Below are 16,830 nucleotides of genomic sequence, written 5' to 3' on the forward strand. Positions count from 1 at the left end.
ATGGGCAAAGCGCGGTTCGATGCTGGACGGCATTGGTTCCGATGGCAATAGGAAGCAATGCCCGGTGCCCGGATAAACAATGCGGCTTCAGCCGCGCAGTGGCATCATCCAAGGGTTAGGAAACAAAGGCAAAGCAATGAAAAAAGCAATGGTGACTATGGCCGTCGCATCGGCGATGGCAGTGACCGGAACGGCCGCGCATGCGCAGCTTCTGGGCGAGATCATGGATCGGGGCTATCTGCAGTGCGGTGTTACCGAGGGCGTCCCGGGCTTCTCGTTCCCCGACGACAACAACGTCTGGACTGGCATCGAGGTTGACTACTGCCGTGCCTTGGCCGCTGCGATGTTCGATGATCCTGATGCGGTACGCTACACGCCTCTGACCTCGCAGGTTCGCTTCGAAAGCCTTGCGAACGCCAATATTGACGTGCTGTCGCGCCAGACGACCTGGACCATGACCCGCGATACAGATCTGGGCATCTCCTTCGTGGGCACCATGGTCTATGACGGCCAGGGCTTCATGGTCCGCGAAGACGCCGGCGTGACTTCGGCGCTGGAGCTTTCGGGCGCCGCAGTCTGCATTGAGGCCGGCACCACCACCGAGCTGAACGCTGCCGATTATTTCGCCAGCAATGGTATGGACCTGTCCAATGCCGTGGTCTTTGTTGGTCAGGACGAAGTTGAACAGGCCTATATCGATGGTCGCTGCGACGTCTACACTACGGACTCTTCTGTGCTCGCAGCTTCGCGGTCGACATTCCCAGATCCCGACGCGCACATCATCCTTCCCGAGATCATCTCCAAAGAGCCGCTTGGCCCCTCGATTCGTTCGGGTGACACGGAATGGCTGAACGTAACGCGCTGGACGTACTTCGCACTTCTCAATGCTGAAGAGCTTGGCGTGACGTCCGAGAACGTTGACGAAATGCTGGGCTCGGATAACCCCGCGATCCGTCGTCTGCTCGGGGTCGAAGGTGACTTCGGTGGGCCGATAGGCCTGCCCACCGACTGGGGCTACCGGATCATCAAGCATGTCGGAAACTACGGTGAGCTTTATGAGGCTCACCTCGGTGAGAACACGCCCATCAACATCCCGCGCGGCATCAACGCGCTGTGGACCGATGGCGGTATCCAGTACGCTCCGCCGATCCGCTAAGATCGTTACCTGTTTGACCCGGGCAATTGCGCCCGGGTCACTCTTCCCAAAAGCCCAGGGCGACGCGTACCTCCTAGGGAGCTGCGCGCACATTGCCGGCATGGCAGAGGTATCGATATGGCCGCCCCGACGGACAACCGCCCGACTAGCAGTGCCGGGTCCAATATAGATTCTTCCCTTTTCTACAATCCCACCGCACGCGGGATTTTCTACCAGGGATTGCTCGTAGCGCTGGTCGCGCTCGCTGCCTGGTGGTTGCAGTCCAACGTTTCAACCAACCTCGCGGCGCAGAACAAGACGCTTGGGCTGGACTTCCTGTCCCAGACGGCGGGCTTCAACATCAGCTTCGGGCTGCTCGAGTTCGCGCGGACATCCACATATCTCGATGTCTACCTCATCGGAATCCTGAACACTCTTCTGGTGGCCGTCGTGGGCATCGTCCTCGCAACGCTTCTGGGATTCATCGTCGGCATCGCGCGCCTTTCGAGCAATTTCCTCATTCGCAAGCTGGCCATGGTGTACGTCGAGATCATCCGTAACGTGCCGCTGCTGCTACAGCTCTTGTTCTGGTACTTTCTCGCGCTGAACGCCGTCCCGGGCATCCGCGAGAGCATCGAAGGGCCGTTCGGAATCGTGCTCAACCAGCGTGGGCTGTATCTGCCAGCGCTTGAGACCGATCAGCGAATCCTGTTCGCTATCGCTGCGCTGGTCGTCGCGATCTTTCTGGCGGTGATCTGGCGTCGTTGGCGGATAAAATCCATGGAAGAGGCAGGGCGCCGAAAGCCGGTGCTGTTGCCGATGCTCGCGATCATGATCGTGCCCGTGGTGGCCGTTGCGTTGATCGTGCAGCTTCCTGTGGCTTTCAGCGTGCCCGAGCTCACCGGCTTCAATTACACCGGCGGCGTCGTGGTCCCGCCCGAGCTTACGGCGCTTGTGGTCGGGTTGGTGGTCTACACCTCCTCGTTCATCGCCGAGATCGTTCGCGCCGGTATCCAGGCCGTGAACTACGGCCAGGTGGAAGCGGCGGCCGCGCTAGGCCTGCGAGACAACGACCGGTTGCGCCTCGTCGTAATTCCCCAGGCGCTGCGCATTATCGTACCTCCGCTGACCAGCCAGTACCTTAACCTGACAAAGAACTCCTCGCTCGGCGCAGCCATCGGCTTCCCTGAGCTGGTGAATGTGTTCATGGGCACCGCACTGAACCAGAGTGGCAGGGCCGTCGAGATCGTGATCCTGACGATGGCGGTCTATCTGACGTTCTCGATGGTCACCTCGCTGTTCATGAACTGGTACAACAGCCGTGTTGCCATGGTGGAGCGTTGAACGATGAGTTCTAGTCAAAGCGGGTACGTTCGCAGCACCATGGCCGAGGCTTTGCCGCCTCCCCGGAGCACCACCGGTGTCGGGGCGTGGATGCGGGCGAACCTGTTCTCGACACCGGTGAATTCGGTGTTGACCATTGCCGGTGCTGCGCTGGTGATCTGGTTGGCCGTTCCGCTCTGGAATTTCCTCGTCGCAGACGCGGTCTGGAGCGATCCGGAAGGGATACGGGGCGAAGCCTGCCGTTTCGACGGCGTCGGTGCGTGCTGGATCTTTATCCAGGCGCGGATCAAGTTCTTCATTTACGGGTTCTACCCCAATGCCGAGCTCTGGCGCGTCAACCTGATGTTTGCTATCGGCGTCGTCCTGCTGATTCCGCTGCTTACGCCCAAAGCGCCGTTCGTGCGGACCGCGGCGGTGCTGTTCTTCATCGTCTATCCGTTCGTTGCTTATTTCCTGATGGCGGGCGGTGATCTCCTGGGTCTCGGGGTCGTGGAGCTGCGCCGGGTTCCCACTGCGGAGTGGGGCGGGCTGACACTGACGCTGATCATTTCGCTGATCGGCATCATCGTTTCGATGCCGGTCGGCATACTCCTTGCGCTCGGACGGCGCTCCGAGTTGCCGATCGTGAAGACGTTCTGCATCGCCTTCATCGAGCTCTGGCGCGCCGTGCCGCTGATCACCGTGCTGTTCATGGCCTCGGTGATGTTTCCGCTCTTTACCCCGCAAGGCGCAGATCCCGACGTGCTGCTGCGCGCGATCATCGGCATCTGCCTGTTCGAGAGCGCCTACATGGCCGAGGTGGTCCGCGGCGGATTGCAGGCCATGCCGCGGGGACAGTACGAGGCCTCCCAGGCCCTGGGCTTGAGCAAGGTCAAAACGCTCGGGCTCGTGATCCTGCCCCAGGCGCTAAAGCACGTCATTCCCGGCATCGTGAACACGTTCATTGCCCTTTTCAAAGACACCTCGCTTGTTTCTATCATCGGCATCTTCGACCTCCTCAATACGGTCAGAGCCGCCGGTTCGGACATGGCATGGAGATCACCGACCCATGCTGTGACGGGCTACATATTCGCGGGGTTCGTCTTCTGGATCTTCTGCTTTGCCATGTCGCGATATTCGATATTCATGGAGAATCGCCTCCATACCGGACATAAGAGGTAGCTTCGATGTCAGTGGACACCGACAACGGTCTTGAGACCGACCGCCCCAAGATGACCGTCTCCTCGACCGAGGTAGCCGTCGAGATCGTGGGCATGAACAAATGGTATGGAGATTTTCACGTCCTGCGTGACATCGACCTCAAGGTCATGAGCGGGGAGCGCATCGTCATTGCCGGGCCCTCGGGCTCGGGGAAATCGACTCTGATCCGCTGCATCAATCGTCTCGAGGAGCATCAGGACGGGCAAATCGTCGTGGATGGCATCGAACTGACCTCGGACCTGAAGCGGATCGACGAAGTGCGCCGAGAGGTCGGCATGGTCTTCCAGCATTTCAATCTGTTCCCGCACCTCACCATCCTCCAGAATCTTACGCTGGCGCCAATCTGGGTGCGGGGTACGCCTAAGGCCGAGGCCGAGGCCGAGGCCATGAAGTACCTCGAGCGAGTGAAGATTCCCGAGCAGGCGAACAAATTCCCAGGACAGCTTTCGGGCGGCCAGCAGCAGCGCGTAGCCATCGCGCGCTCATTGTGCATGAACCCGAAGATCATGCTGTTCGACGAGCCGACGTCGGCTCTCGATCCGGAAATGATCAAGGAAGTTCTCGACGTGATGGTCGGCCTGGCCGAGGAAGGCATGACGATGCTGTGCGTGACCCACGAAATGGGCTTTGCGCGTCAGGTGGCCAACCGGGTGATCTTCATGGATCAGGGGCAGATTATAGAGCAGAACGAGCCCGAGGAGTTCTTCTCCAATCCCCAGCACGAGCGCACCAAGCTGTTCCTCAGTCAGATCTTGCACTGACGGATCATCTGGCTGAGAGCGTCGACGCCACGAATGCGCCGGCGCTGTCGCAGGCCATTTGCCGCCTTGACCCACCATGGTCACATGACAATATGCGCGCCGGATTAGAGGAGCGGCCCTGGGCCGTCTGGATAGTGCCGCTGACATATCGGCTTGGACACGCTATGGCCGCCTTGGCCATCGGACTCGTGGCGTACTTGGTGCCCGTGGCCGCATCGGCGCAATCGAATGGCGAGTCCGAGACACCGTTCGTGATTTCCACGCTCGATCAGGTCCGGACCCGGGGCTATGTGATCTGTGGCGCATCGCGTCCGATTCCCGGCTTCGCGCAGGTCAGTCCTGAGGGGTTGTGGTCGGGCTTTGATGTCGACGTATGCCGTGCCGTCTCGGCCGCGGTGTTCGGCGATCCGTCGCGGGTAGAGTTCCGTCCGCTGGCTGGAGATGGTCGGTTCGCGCAACTTGCTATGGGCGATCTCGATATGATGGCGCGCAACGCTCCGTGGACGATGACCCGTGACACCGCCTATGGCGGCGTCTATACCGGGGCCACGTTCTTTGACGGTCAGGCGTTCATGGTGCGCTCGGATCTGGGCGTGGTCTCCGCCTATGAGCTCGAGGATGTCACGGTCTGCGTTGCGTCTGACAGCGAATCGCAAGGCCGTGTCCGGGACTTTTTCTTTGAGATCCAGACGAGCTATGAGGAGGTGCTTTACGAGGATCGCGAGGATCTCGCCGTGGTCTATCGCAATGGCGCCTGCGATGCATTGTCCGCGCCTGCAAGTTGGCTGCACGGGGTGCGCCGCAGCCTGGCCGAGCCCTTGGGGCACCGGATTCTGCCCGAGCGGCTTAGCAAAGACCCCTATGGGCCAGTCGTGCGCGCTGGCGACGATCAGTGGGCTGATATCGTCCGCTGGACCGTTCATGCGATGATCAACGCTGAGGAACTCGGGGTCAATTCGGTGAACATCGAGTCCATGCTCTCGGCCCGGACACCCGCGATCCGGCGTTTGCTGGGCGCGGAGGGCGATTACGGTTCGTCCCTGCAGTTGAGCCGAACCTGGATGCGGGACGTTATCGCCAATGTCGGCAACTACGGAGAAGTCTACGAGCGACACTTCGGCGCCGCCAATGGCGTTCCGCTTGCTCGCGGCCAAAATGCGCTGTGGGGCAATGGGGGCCTGATGTTCGCCCCACCAATGAACTGACCCATATCCGGCAGCCAGCCGCCGGGAGAAGGCCTCGCTGGTTGCCCGCGTGCGGTCTACAAGATCGGTGAGAGCAATTTTGCGCCCTGGCAGGCGAGCCTGAAGGCGAACGGGCGGCGCTTGAGATGCGCTGTAGTGGTCAGGCTCGATTCGGCGAAATCGGCCTGCAGCATATCGGCGACCCGTTCGGTCATGGCCGTGCCTGTCATCCACACAGTGACTTCGAAATTGATGTTGAACGAGCGGTAGTCGAAGTTGACGGTACCCACGCCCGCGATCTCGTCATCGCAGAGAATGACCTTCTGGTGGAGGAACCCGCCGCGGTACCGGTAGACCTTGATTTCGTGGGAAACCATCTGGTCGGCATGGGCGTAACTCGCGAGCCAGACGAGGAGATGGTCGGCCTTGGCAGGCAGCAATATGCGCACATCAACCCCGCGGAAGGCTGCGGCGTAAAGCGCGGTCTGGACCTCGATGCCCGGCACGAAATAGGGGCTGACGATCCACAGCCTCTTGCGCGCGCGTGAGATGACTTCGGTGAATGCAATGGCGCAGTCCTCCAGCTTGTCGGCAGGGCCGGTCGGCATGACGAGCACCGGCTGGTCACCGGGGGTGGGAACGTCCGAAGGGAACCGCAACGGAACCTCCGTGCCGGTGGACCACAGCCAATCCTCCCGGAACATCAGCGCGCAGGCAAGCGCCGCAGGTCCTGACATATGGACATGGGTATCGCGCCAGCGCCCGAATGCCGGATCCTTGCCCATGTACTCGTCGCCGACATTGTGTCCGCCGATCCAGGCCTCGCGGCCATCGATCACGACGTTCTTTCTATGGTTGCGGTAGTTCATCCGGGTCGGGCCGTAGAGCCGGAGAAATTTATGCCGATGGTTGAAGGTGTAGCAATGCACGCCATTGTCGCGAAGTCGCTGCTTGTAGGCGTGCGAGAGCTTGTGGCTCCCCACATCATCCAACAGCACATAGACATCGACGCCGGCGCTCGCGCGCTCGATCAGTGCGTCGGCGAATTTGCGCCCCAGATCGTCGTGCCGGACGATGTAGAACTGGACGAGGATGTATTCCTTGGCGCGGGAAATGCCATCGAGAATGGAGGCGAACGTTTCATCGCCATCGACAAGCAGCGATGTAGCGTTGCCGTAGAGAAATGGAAGCTCAGCGACCCGGCAGAGGACAGGCCATTGCTCGCCGGTCGCATTGTCAACGATCCTGAGATCGTCTGAACGGGCCAGACGCCAGCTCCTGCCCGAGTGAGTCTGGGATTCCGCATAGTCGTCGAAGAGTTTCCATCCGAAGACCAGATAGATAAACGTGGTCGGAAACGGAAGAACCGCCAGGGCAATCAGCCAGGCGATCGACCCCTGTGATGTACGGGAGTTCATGATCTCACGCGCTGCGCAGACCGCGGCGAGGAAATAATTGGCCAAGTATAGAGACGCGATGAAGCTGAAATTGTCGATGAACGCGCGCGCGAGATCCAAGCCCAGCCTCTATTCTGTCTCCATGACCGCCCCGATATCCACGGTCGGTTCGGCAGTCAGCCACTCCGGCACCGGCAGGTTCTTGGCGCGCAGAAACTCGGGATTAAACAGCTTGGACTGGTACCGGTTCCCGTAATCGCACAATATCGTGACGATCGTTTTCCCCGGTCCGAGGTCCCGGGCCATGCGCACTGCCCCCGCGATATTTATCGCCGAGGAGCCACCCAGGCACAAGCCTTCCTCCCCGATGAGATCGAAGATATAGGGAAGCGCCTCCGAGTCGGGGATCTGATAGGCGTGGTCGACGTCGAGATCCGCCAGATTGGCGGTGATCCGGCCCTGACCAATGCCTTCGGTGATCGAGCCGCCCGAAGACTTGAGCTCTCCATGGGCATAATAGTTGTAAAGCGCTGCGCCCTCGGGATCTGCGATCCCGATCTGGATATCCTTGTTGCGCTTCTTTAGCGCCAGCGCCACGCCGCCCAGTGTGCCGCCCGAACCGACCGCGCAGATAAATCCGTCCACCTTGCCCTCGGTCTGGTCGAAAATTTCGGGGCCCGTAGTTTCGACATGGGCCTGGCGATTGGCGACGTTGTCGAACTGGTTGGCCCAGATCGCACCGCCGGGCAGCTCGGCCGCCAGCTTTTCGGCCAGGCGCCCGGACACACGCACATAATTGTTGGGGTTCTTGTAGGGACGGGCGGGGACCTCGAGAAGCTGCGCGCCGGCAAGCCTGATCGCGTCCTTTTTCTCCTGGCTCTGGGTTTCAGGGATGACGATGACCGTTTTGAAGCCCAGAGCATTGCCGACGAGGGCAAGCCCGATGCCGGTATTTCCAGCAGTGCCTTCCACGATGGTGCCGCCGGGTGCCAGCTCTCCACGGGCGATCGCATCGCGGATGATGTAGAGCGCGGCGCGGTCCTTGACCGATTGACCCGGATTGAGGAACTCGGCTTTGCCCCAGATTTCGCAGCCGGTCATCTCGGAGACCTTGTTGAGTCGGATCAGCGGAGTGTTGCCGATGGCGGATGTAATGTCTTTGTGGCGGGTCATTTCAGCCTGCAATCAGTCAATGTTGGACTAGATGGTAGTGAGGCCCCGCACTCGGGACAAGGACGAAGCCGCCCATTGGGCAGCTCATTTCCGGTTCGTGTTGCTGGGCGCAAACCCGTCGCGCGTCGCAGCGGCAATGCGCAAACGGGTACCTCTCAGCGTGCCAGGGCCTCAAGCGCGCGCTCCCGCGTGCCTTTGAGGTCGAGGATGGCCTCGGGATACGTCTCACCAAGGGTGATATCGGCCGCTTCCAGCGCTGCACGCGGGGCTGCAGACGGATCGTGGACGTGCTTGTCGTCGAGTCTGGCGACCTCGGGCACCCAGCGGCGCACGTAGTCTCCCTTGGGATCGAAGCGATGGCCCTGTGTGACCGGGTTGAAAATCCGGAAATAGGGGGCCGCATCGGCGCCGCAGCCAGCGACCCACTGCCAGCTTGCCGGGTTGTTGGCGACATCGGCATCGACCAGCGTGTCCCAGAACCAGGTCTCGCCCTGGCGCCAGTCGATAAGGAGATTCTTGGCGAGCAGTGAAGCGACGAGCATGCGCACGCGGTTGTGCATCCAGCCGGTTTCCCAGAGCTGCCGCATCCCGGCGTCGACCATGGGGATGCCCGTACGGCCTTGGCTCCAGGCCTCGAAACGTCCGGGATCCTCGCGCCATGCGACTTTCTCGAACCGCTCCTGCATCGGCGTGCGGGAGATATCCTTGCGATGATAGAGCAGGTGATAGGAGAATTCGCGCCAGGCGATTTCCGAGAGGAATTTTTCTGCGGGGCTGGCGAGGCTGGGGTTCTGGTCGGCGGCATGGCGGACGGCGTGCCAGATCTGGCGGGGGCTGATCTCGCCGAAGGCCAGGTACGGGGAGAGGGTGGAGGTGGTGTCGCGGCCTGGGACATCGCGGCCGTCCGGGTAGCCGGCCATGCGCTCCGCGATGAAGGTTTCGAGCTGTTCTGCAGCGCTTTTTTCACCGATTTCCCAGTGCGATAGGACCTTTTTTGCCCAAGCCGGATGGGCGGGCAGGTCCAGGGTGGGGGCTTCGATCCGGGGGGAGCCTGTGGCCACGCGGGCCGGGCGGGGGATCTCTTTTTCCCTAAGGGCTTTCCAGAAGGGGGTGAATACGGAGAAAGGCCCGCCCGCCTTGGTGGTTATGTCCCAGGGTTCCACGAGGAGGCTCGCGTTGAAAGACCGCACAGTCACGCCAAGAGACGTCTGATCGGCCTTGATCTGGGTGTCGATCGACCGGCCCGCATGGTCATATCGGCGGTTCCAGAACACAAAGTCGACACTATTGGTCCGGACGTAATCGGCAAGTGTGTCCTTAGCCGGTCCGTGAGCCAGGTCGAGGGTGACGCCGCGGCGCGCGAGGGACACGGCGAGCGCGCGCAGGCTCTCGGTCAGCCAGGCCTTCGATGCGGCGCCCCGCTCGCGACCGTCGCCACCGGTCTCCACTATATAGAGCGCGCGGGTAGCCTCGCCATGCTCGAGGGCGGCGTTGAGGGCGGGGTTGTCCTCGATTCGAAGGTCGTTCCGGAACCAGACGAGGGCTGTTTTGGCCATGAAACAGTTTTCTCCATATCGGCTGTCGCCGCGCCTGGGCTCGCCCGGCAGTCGCGCGGTTTAGGTGCGTATTTTGACATTCCCTGCTTTTACGAAACCCGGGCCGCAGAGATCACCGGCACGGCATTTTCGCGCCTTGCAACGGCCCTATGCCGGGCGTATCCCAACGGTCGTGTCCAACCGGGTCCGGGGCGGAATGCCATGACTTCCAAGCGCCAGGCGCTCACTCATCTCGAGCGCCTCGAGAGCCAGAGTATCGAGATTTTCCGAGAAGTGGCGGCGAGTTTCGAGCGGCCGGTGATGATGTATTCGATCGGCAAGGATTCGAGCGTCCTTCTGCATCTGGCCCGCAAGGCGTTCTTTCCCTCCAAGATCCCGTTCCCCTTGCTCCATATCGACACCACCTGGAAATTTCGCGAGATGATCGCGTTCCGCGACCGCATGGCGGAGGAATACGGGTTCGAGCTGCGCGTCCATACCAATCAGGAGGGCGTTGCCAACAACATCAACCCCTTCGACCATGGCTCCTCGCGCTATACCGACATCATGAAGACCGCGGCGCTGCGGCAAGCGCTGTCGGCGGGCCAGTACGACGCGGCGATCGGCGGCGCGCGGCGGGACGAGGAGAAGAGCCGCGCCAAGGAGCGCATCTTCTCCCATCGCAATGCCGCTCATGCCTGGGACCCCAAGAACCAGCGCCCCGAGCTCTGGCGCGTGTTCAACACACGGATCAACCCGGGCGAAAGCATGCGGGTGTTTCCGCTCTCGAACTGGACCGAGCTCGATATCTGGACCTATATCCACGCCGAGCAGATTCCGATCGTGCCGCTCTACTTCGCCGCCAAACGGCCCGTGGTCGAGCGCTCGGGCACGCTGATCATGATCGACGACGACCGCTATCGCCTCGAGGACGGGGAGCGCCCGCGCGAGGAGATGGTGCGGTTCCGGACGCTGGGCTGCTATCCGCTGACCGGCGCCATCCGCTCCAATGCCGCCTCGCTCGCCGAGATCATCATGGAAATGCAGGCCTCGACCACCTCCGAGCGCGAGGGCAGGCTGATCGATTCCGATCAGGCCGGGTCGATGGAAAAAAAGAAGCAGGAAGGGTATTTCTGACCATGACCGCGCAGATCGCCCCCGCCGCCGAGACCGACATTGCCCAATGGCTCGAGGAGCAGACCGACAAGTCGTTGCTGCGTTTTTTGACCTGCGGCAGCGTGGATGACGGGAAATCGACCCTTATCGGGCGGCTTCTCTATGACAGCCAGCTTATCCTCGACGATCAGCTCGCCAGCCTCCAGAGCGACAGCCGCAATCGCAATGTGGGCGAGGAAGGAATCGACTTCTCGCTTCTGGTGGATGGTCTGGTGGCCGAGCGCGAGCAGGGCATCACCATCGATGTGGCCTACAGGTTCTTTTCGACCGACAAGCGCAAGTTCATCGTGGCGGATACCCCGGGCCATGAGCAATATACGCGAAACATGGCGACGGGCGCATCCAATGCCGACGTGGCCCTGCTGTTGATCGACGCGCGCAAGGGGATCCTCACCCAGACCCGGCGCCACAGCTTCATTCTTTCGCTGCTTGGCGTGAAGCACGTCGTCCTCGTGGTCAACAAGATCGACCTGGTGGATTACGATCGGGAGACTTTTGCGGCGATCGACCAGGGCTTTCGCGCCTTTTCCGCCGATCTGGGCTTTGAGAGCATCGTTTCGATCCCGGTTTCGGCCCTGCGCGGCGACAACATCGTGACGCGCAGCGAGCGCACGCCCTGGTTCGAGGGCCAGCCGCTTCTTGGATATCTCGAGACGCTCGAGGTCGGACAGCAGGCGCAGGATCGGCCGTTCCGATTCCCCGTGCAGTGGGTGAACCGCCCCAACCTCGACTTCCGCGGCTTTTCGGGCACCGTGGCGTCGGGCACGGTCAAGTTGGGCGACGATGTGCTGGTGGCCTCATCGCGCAAGCCGGCGCGGGTCGATCGCATCGTCACTATGGATGGGGACAGGGCCGAAGCGCTCGCCGGGGAGGCCGTGACGCTGGTGCTCGACCGGGAGGTCGATATTTCGCGCGGGGACGTGCTGGCCCAGCCCGGCCGCGTGCCGGATTATTCCAACCAGTTCCAGGCCCAATTGGTCTGGATGGCCGACGAACCAGCTTATCCGGGGCGGTCCTATCTCCTGAAGCTGGGCAGCCAGTTGGTGCCCGCGACGCTGACCGATCTCAAGCACCGCACCAACGTCAACACGCTCGAGCGCAGCGCCGCCAAGAACCTTGCCCTCAACGAGGTGGGGACCGTGACGCTGGCGACCGACAAGCCCATCGCCTTTGACGCCTATGGCGAGAACGAGACCATGGGCGGGTTCATCCTGATCGACAGGATCAACAACCTCACGCTCGGGGCCGGCACGATCAGCTTCGGGCTGCGCAGGGCCCAGAACCTGAGCTACCAGCAGTTCGACGTGAACCGTGAGGTCCGCGCGCGGCTCAAGGGGCAGACGCCACAGATCGTCTGGTTTACCGGGCTCTCCGGATCGGGCAAGTCCACGGTCGCCAACCTCGTGGAGAAGCGCCTGACCGCGGAAGGGCGCCACGCCTATATTCTGGACGGCGACAATGTTCGGCACGGCTTGAACAAGGATCTCGGCTTTACCGACGCTGCGCGTGTAGAGAACATCCGGCGTGTGGCCGAGGTGGCACGGCTGATGGCCGATGCGGGGCTGATCGTGCTGGTGTCCTTCATTTCCCCGTTCATGAACGAGCGGCGCATTGCCCGCGAGATTGCCGGGGATATCGACTTCATCGAAGCCTATGTGAACACGCCGCTCGATGTGTGCGAAGCCCGCGACCCCAAGGGCTTTTATGCAAGAGCGCGCGCGGGAGACATCAAGAACTTCACGGGCATATCCAGCCCGTTCGAAGCTCCGGAACAGGCCGACATCATCCTCGAAGGCGCGACCGAAAGCCCCGAGGCGATGGCCGAGGTGCTTTATCGGAAGATGGTCGAGCGGTAGGGCAGTTCCGGGCTCGCAACAGAGTGGTCAGGAGGCGGAAGGCTATTCGAGCAGTTCCGCCAGGTCCTCGATGGCGGCGCTCCACGCCTCGATCGAAAAGATCCGCGATTGCGGGTCCTCGTGCGTCGCCGATCGTTCGTTGAGCACGATCTCGGTGCGGTCCGGCGAAAGCGCGTTGAAGGTGACCATGAGGATGGAGCTGTCGAGGTCCGAGCCGTCCCCGGCGTAACGCCAGCGCTCCACGAGCTTCTTGTCCTGCTCGAATTCGAGGACCGTGCCGGTGACAGTATGCACGATGGCGGGGTCTTCCTCGTCATGGCTCTCGAACCGGAACTCGCCGCCTTCGAACGCCTCGAAGCTGACGATGTCGGCCTGCCATTGCTCAAGGAGTGCCGGGTCGGTCCACGCGGCGAAGACTTCTTCGGCGGGGGCATCGATCGTGCGCTTGATCGTGATGGTGATCTCGTCTTCTGACATGGGAGATGCCTATCTGATTTTGCGTGGCAGGAGAATGGTGAGAAAGCCCAGCAAGGGCAGAAACGCGATCAGCCTGAAGACAAATTCCATGCCGTGCCAGTCCGCAACGAGACCAAGAAGGGCCGCGCCGAGTGCGCCCATGCCGAACGCCACTCCGAACATCATGCCCGACACCAGCCCCACCTTGCCCGGCAGCAATTCCTGGGCGTAGACGACCAGCGCCGAGAATGCCGAGGCCATCACAAGCCCGATGATTATGGTCAGCGCGATGGTGGCGGGCAGGGGCACGTAGGGCATTGCCAGTGCGAAGGGCAAGGGCCCGACCATCGACACCCAGATCACCGCGCGGCGGCCGAACCGGTCGGTGGCCGGGCCGCCAAAGAAGGTGCCGACGGCGACCGCCCCCAGAAACAGGAACAGATTGATCTGCGCGGTGCCCGCGTCCAGCGCGAACCGTTCCATGAGAAAGAAGCCGTAATAGCTCATCATCGCCGCCACGTAGACGTTCTTGGCGGTGACCAGCAGACCGATGGCGATGAGCGCCACAACGAGGTCCCGTCGTCCGATCGAGGGATCGCGGGCGGCGACGGGCGCGCGCGGGCGCCGATTCTGGCCCGAATACCAGCGGCCGACCGTGGCGAGAAGGATAATGGCGGTCAATGCCACCAGCGCGAACCATGAAATGGTGCCCTGTCCGCGCGGCAGTATGATGAAGGCGGCCATGAGCGGGCCGATGGCCGTGCCCAGGCTTCCGCCCACCTGGAAGAAGGCCTGCGCGAAGCCCAGCCGGCCGCCGGACGCCATGCGCGAAACGCGCGAGGCTTCAGGATGGAAAATGGCGGAGCCGATGCCGATCAATGCGGCGGCGAGGAGCAACTGGGCGAAGCCGTCGGCGCGGGCGAGCACGAGCAGGCCGGCCAGTGTCGAGCACATGGCGATGGGCAGGGAATAGGGCTGGGGGCGCTTGTCGGTGTAGAGCCCGACGAGCGGCTGGAGCAGAGAGGCCGTGAACTGGTTGACCAGGGTGATCATCCCGATCTGCGCGAAATCGAGCGCATAGGCATCGCGCAGCAGGGGATAAATCGCAGGCAGGAGGGCCTGCATCAGGTCGTTGAGAAAATGGGACGAACTGACCGCGCACAGAATCCAGAATGACGTCTTCGGCGCTGAGGGCAGCGCCGCCCCGGTTGCGGATGTCGTGCTCATGGAGGTTCGGTCTCATATAGGCGGCATGACCGTCACAGTATCGGTGCTGCCCGAGAGCGGCAAGACCGTGAAAGCAGCCGCGCCCGTGGGTGCGGATGCGAAGTGGAGCCCGATTGGAGCTCCTGTACTGATTGAATCAGACAGGAGCTCCACGTCTTTGATTTGTCGCGTTTCGAACCGGAAAAGTGTTTCCACTTTTCCTGGCTGCGCTCTAACGGGGCGTGTTGTCCTCGGAGAACGGCTCGTGCGGGTTCTCTGCGTCTACCTGTGCATCAAGCGGCGGGTCGTTGCGCGTCTTCCAGAGCGAGTAGCCCACGCCGCTGGCGAGGATCGAGATGGTGACGATCAGCGAGAACAGCGTGTCGATGTGGATGTGGAGCGGCACGAGGAAGATCTTGATGCCGATCAGCACGAGCACCACCGCCAGCGCCGTCTGGAGATAGCGGAACCGGGCCATGGCCGCCGAGAGGGCAAAGAACAGGGCGCGCAGGCCGAGCACGGCGAACACATTCGAGGTGTAGACGATGAACGGGTCCTGGGTGATCGCGAAGATGGCGGGCACGCTGTCGACCGCAAACACCACGTCCACGATCTCGACCATGATCAACGCGACGGCGAGCGGGGTGAGGAACAACACCATCTTGCCGGTCGTGGGGTGGGGCTGCTCGACCAGGAATTTGTTGCCGTGGAACTGCGGCGTGATCCGGAAGCGCTTGCGCAGGAATTTCAGGATCTTGTTGTGCTCGATATCGAGGTCGTCGCCCTCCTCGACTTTCTTGAACATCTTGACGCCAGTGAAGACGAGGAAGGCGCCAAAGAGAAACAGAATCGGCTCGAACCGGGTGACGAGCGCCACGCCGGCGCCGATCAGGATGGCCCGGAACAGCAGAACGCCCACGATGCCCCAGAACAGCACGCGGTGTTGATAGATCCGGGGGATGCCAAAGTAAGCGAATATGGTCGCGATGACGAAGATATTGTCCATCGCGAGGCTCTGCTCGATGATGTAGCCGGTGAAGAATTCAAGGCCGGACTCGGCCCCGCGCTGCACCCACACCCAGATGCCGAACGCCACCGCAATGGCGACGTACAGCCCGTAGAGCATGAAGCTTTCCTTGGCACTGATCTCTTTTTCCTCCTTGTGAAGGACGCCGAGATCGAAGGCCAGGACGGTGACCACGATGGTGATGAATGCCAGCCAGAACCAGGTTGGCGTGCCGAGAAACTCGGAAAATATGAATGCGTTGAGGACTTCCATGTCCGGACCTTCTCCATGAGATGCTGGAGCAGTTCCGACATCACGATCGGCTCAAGGGCCGACCGCCAGAGGGGCCCGGCGCTGCACTGCGACCTATAGTCCTGATGGGTCCTGTTGGAAAGGGGTGTCGCGAGCGTGGGCCGCAAGGATTTCGCTCGCCGGATAGCGCGTCGCACCCGGAGCCCATCTTTACTTTAGCAATTAACCAAGTTCCGAAGCGGCGCTTGCGTTAATAGTTTGTTCACCATTAACTCATTTCCAGGAGTTTTCCACAGAAAACTTCTAAGCCTTTGTTATTCTGACGCTTTCGAGCGTGGGAGCAGGCTTCGTTTGGCCAAAATTCCAACTTTGGGAGAGTAAAATGAAAACAATCATCGCAGCAGTCATCGCCCTAGGCATGACGGGTCCCGCCGTGTCCTGGGAGCTCACAGGGAGCGGGTACAACTCGATCGGGATCGATCCGGTCACGCTCGAGTGCATCGTGGATGGAAAGGTCACGTCCCGCTACACGGACCGGAACGGGAATACCTTCATCTCCTGCACCGGCGGGCCCTCGACCGGCCGGATGATCGAGTCCTCGCTGGGGCGCAGCAGCGGCTCGAGCACGCCGATCGTGGTCGTGGAAGACGACAAGGATTGGAAAGGCAAGGGGCCGAAATGGGGCAAGAAGAAGCACCATGGCCACCATTTCGGTCCCGGCAAGGGGAAAGGCAAAGGCAAGGGAAAAGGGCCACATGGTGGGCCGCCGTCCCACACCCCGCCGGCCCAGACGCCCCCAGGCAATGGCGGCGCTTGTCCTCCGCAATCGAATGCTCCGCATTGCCGCTAAATGGCCATTTGAGTCGGCCGGTCGGGCTTTGGTGACCGGCGTCTGAATATCGAACACTTATAGACAGAGCCATGGACTATCCTGAACTCGAGCCGTGCACCCTCTACAGTGGCGTGCACGGCTTTTCCGTTGTGTGTTCGAAAGAGCGCTTTTCGCGGATCTCGGCGCCATGACGGACGCACGAATAATAACGACAGGGTGCGGGATGTCCTGGGCGAGTGGTGGGCTCGTCGGGATTCGAACCCGAGACCATTCGATTAAAAGTCGAGTGCTCTACCAGCTGAGCTACGAGCCCCACG

The 16,830-nt window shown here is 61.6% G+C and carries 14 protein-coding genes and 1 tRNA gene; 8 read left to right on the plus strand and 7 right to left on the minus strand.

What is annotated here, in order from left to right; all coding sequences use genetic code 11:
• Nucleotides 1-136: 136 nt before the first annotated feature.
• The 5 genes from EO136_RS05925 (at nt 137) to EO136_RS05945 (ending at nt 5,645) form a co-directional block, all read left to right on the plus strand.
• A complete protein-coding gene (locus EO136_RS05925) occupies nt 137-1,156 on the plus strand; it encodes an amino acid ABC transporter substrate-binding protein (protein WP_127143538.1) in 1,020 nt (339 codons plus the stop codon).
• Nucleotides 1,157-1,273: 117 nt separating this feature from the next.
• Nucleotides 1,274-2,479 (plus strand): amino acid ABC transporter permease, encoded by a 1,206-nt coding sequence (locus tag EO136_RS05930; protein WP_127143539.1) that lies wholly within the window; start codon nt 1,274-1,276, stop codon nt 2,477-2,479.
• A gap of 3 nt (nt 2,480-2,482) precedes the next feature.
• Nucleotides 2,483-3,640, plus strand: coding sequence for an amino acid ABC transporter permease (locus EO136_RS05935; RefSeq protein WP_127143540.1), 1,158 nt, complete (start codon nt 2,483-2,485; stop codon nt 3,638-3,640).
• Between the two features lie 5 nt (nt 3,641-3,645).
• A complete protein-coding gene (locus EO136_RS05940) occupies nt 3,646-4,440 on the plus strand; it encodes an amino acid ABC transporter ATP-binding protein (protein WP_127143541.1) in 795 nt (264 codons plus the stop codon).
• Nucleotides 4,441-4,604: 164 nt separating this feature from the next.
• Nucleotides 4,605-5,645: an amino acid ABC transporter substrate-binding protein gene (locus EO136_RS05945; protein WP_164730462.1), complete on the plus strand. Its 1,041-nt coding sequence runs from the start codon at nt 4,605-4,607 to the stop codon at nt 5,643-5,645.
• Between the two features lie 56 nt (nt 5,646-5,701).
• Here the strand turns inward: EO136_RS05945 and cls are convergent, their stop codons facing one another.
• The 3 genes from cls to EO136_RS05960 form a co-directional block, all read right to left on the minus strand.
• On the minus strand, nt 5,702-7,141 hold the full coding sequence (gene cls / locus EO136_RS05950; protein ID WP_127143543.1) for a cardiolipin synthase: 1,440 nt from the start codon (nt 7,139-7,141) through the stop codon (nt 5,702-5,704).
• Between the two features lie 9 nt (nt 7,142-7,150).
• A complete protein-coding gene (locus EO136_RS05955) occupies nt 7,151-8,194 on the minus strand; it encodes a cysteine synthase A (RefSeq protein WP_127143544.1) in 1,044 nt (347 codons plus the stop codon).
• Nucleotides 8,195-8,349: 155 nt separating this feature from the next.
• Nucleotides 8,350-9,750 carry a cryptochrome/photolyase family protein gene (locus EO136_RS05960; protein ID WP_127143545.1) on the minus strand — a complete coding sequence of 467 codons (1,401 nt, stop codon included), beginning with the start codon at nt 9,748-9,750 and terminating at the stop codon, nt 8,350-8,352.
• A 201-nt stretch (nt 9,751-9,951) separates the two neighbouring features.
• On the opposite strand from EO136_RS05960, the gene cysD reads away from it, so the two are divergent.
• Both cysD and cysN read left to right on the plus strand, forming a co-directional pair.
• Entirely contained in the window at nt 9,952-10,866 is a 915-nt protein-coding gene (gene cysD / locus EO136_RS05965; RefSeq protein ID WP_127143546.1) for a sulfate adenylyltransferase subunit CysD, read from the plus strand.
• Nucleotides 10,867-10,868: 2 nt separating this feature from the next.
• The gene (gene cysN, locus EO136_RS05970) at nt 10,869-12,761 is read left to right on the plus strand and encodes a sulfate adenylyltransferase subunit CysN (protein ID WP_127143547.1); all 1,893 of its coding nucleotides are present in this window, start codon (nt 10,869-10,871) and stop codon (nt 12,759-12,761) included.
• Between the two features lie 42 nt (nt 12,762-12,803).
• Here the strand turns inward: cysN and EO136_RS05975 are convergent, their stop codons facing one another.
• The 3 genes from EO136_RS05975 to EO136_RS05985 all read right to left on the minus strand — a co-directional run bounded on the left by EO136_RS05975 (nt 12,804) and on the right by EO136_RS05985 (nt 15,702).
• Nucleotides 12,804-13,238, minus strand: a complete 435-nt coding sequence (locus EO136_RS05975; protein ID WP_127143548.1) for an SRPBCC family protein — start codon at nt 13,236-13,238, stop codon at nt 12,804-12,806.
• A gap of 9 nt (nt 13,239-13,247) precedes the next feature.
• Nucleotides 13,248-14,444, minus strand: coding sequence for an MFS transporter (locus tag EO136_RS05980; protein WP_127143549.1), 1,197 nt, complete (start codon nt 14,442-14,444; stop codon nt 13,248-13,250).
• 211 nt (nt 14,445-14,655) lie between these two features.
• Nucleotides 14,656-15,702 carry a TerC family protein gene (locus EO136_RS05985; RefSeq protein ID WP_127143550.1) on the minus strand — a complete coding sequence of 349 codons (1,047 nt, stop codon included), beginning with the start codon at nt 15,700-15,702 and terminating at the stop codon, nt 14,656-14,658.
• 361 nt (nt 15,703-16,063) lie between these two features.
• Here EO136_RS05985 and EO136_RS05990 point away from each other — a divergent pair, with 361 nt between their 5' ends.
• Complete coding sequence (locus EO136_RS05990; protein ID WP_127143551.1) at nt 16,064-16,531, plus strand: hypothetical protein; 468 nt, start codon at nt 16,064-16,066, stop codon at nt 16,529-16,531.
• A 219-nt stretch (nt 16,532-16,750) separates the two neighbouring features.
• Here EO136_RS05990 and EO136_RS05995 read toward each other — a convergent pair.
• Nucleotides 16,751-16,826 (minus strand) — tRNA-Lys (locus EO136_RS05995).
• Between the last annotated feature and the right edge of the window lie 4 nt (nt 16,827-16,830).

The organism is Pelagibacterium montanilacus, assembly GCF_003992665.1.
In the GTDB taxonomy this organism is placed as follows: Bacteria; Pseudomonadota; Alphaproteobacteria; order Rhizobiales; family Devosiaceae; genus Pelagibacterium; species Pelagibacterium montanilacus.

What these genes read in the sequence shown, in the direction of transcription:
- EO136_RS05990 (WP_127143551.1), top strand. Translation starts at nt 16,064, where the DNA reads ATGAAAACAATCATCGCAGCAGTCATCGCCCTAGGCATGACGGGTCCC.
- cysD (WP_127143546.1), top strand. Translation starts at nt 9,952, where the DNA reads ATGACTTCCAAGCGCCAGGCGCTCACTCATCTCGAGCGCCTCGAGAGC.
- EO136_RS05945 (WP_164730462.1), top strand. Translation starts at nt 4,605, where the DNA reads ATGGCCGCCTTGGCCATCGGACTCGTGGCGTACTTGGTGCCCGTGGCC.
- EO136_RS05940 (WP_127143541.1), top strand. Translation starts at nt 3,646, where the DNA reads ATGTCAGTGGACACCGACAACGGTCTTGAGACCGACCGCCCCAAGATG.
- EO136_RS05955 (WP_127143544.1), bottom strand. Translation starts at nt 8,194, where the DNA reads ATGACCCGCCACAAAGACATTACATCCGCCATCGGCAACACTCCGCTG.
- EO136_RS05980 (WP_127143549.1), bottom strand. Translation starts at nt 14,444, where the DNA reads ATGAGCACGACATCCGCAACCGGGGCGGCGCTGCCCTCAGCGCCGAAG.
- cysN (WP_127143547.1), top strand. Translation starts at nt 10,869, where the DNA reads ATGACCGCGCAGATCGCCCCCGCCGCCGAGACCGACATTGCCCAATGG.
- EO136_RS05935 (WP_127143540.1), top strand. Translation starts at nt 2,483, where the DNA reads ATGAGTTCTAGTCAAAGCGGGTACGTTCGCAGCACCATGGCCGAGGCT.
- EO136_RS05985 (WP_127143550.1), bottom strand. Translation starts at nt 15,702, where the DNA reads ATGGAAGTCCTCAACGCATTCATATTTTCCGAGTTTCTCGGCACGCCA.
- EO136_RS05960 (WP_127143545.1), bottom strand. Translation starts at nt 9,750, where the DNA reads ATGGCCAAAACAGCCCTCGTCTGGTTCCGGAACGACCTTCGAATCGAG.
- EO136_RS05925 (WP_127143538.1), top strand. Translation starts at nt 137, where the DNA reads ATGAAAAAAGCAATGGTGACTATGGCCGTCGCATCGGCGATGGCAGTG.
- EO136_RS05930 (WP_127143539.1), top strand. Translation starts at nt 1,274, where the DNA reads ATGGCCGCCCCGACGGACAACCGCCCGACTAGCAGTGCCGGGTCCAAT.
- EO136_RS05975 (WP_127143548.1), bottom strand. Translation starts at nt 13,238, where the DNA reads ATGTCAGAAGACGAGATCACCATCACGATCAAGCGCACGATCGATGCC.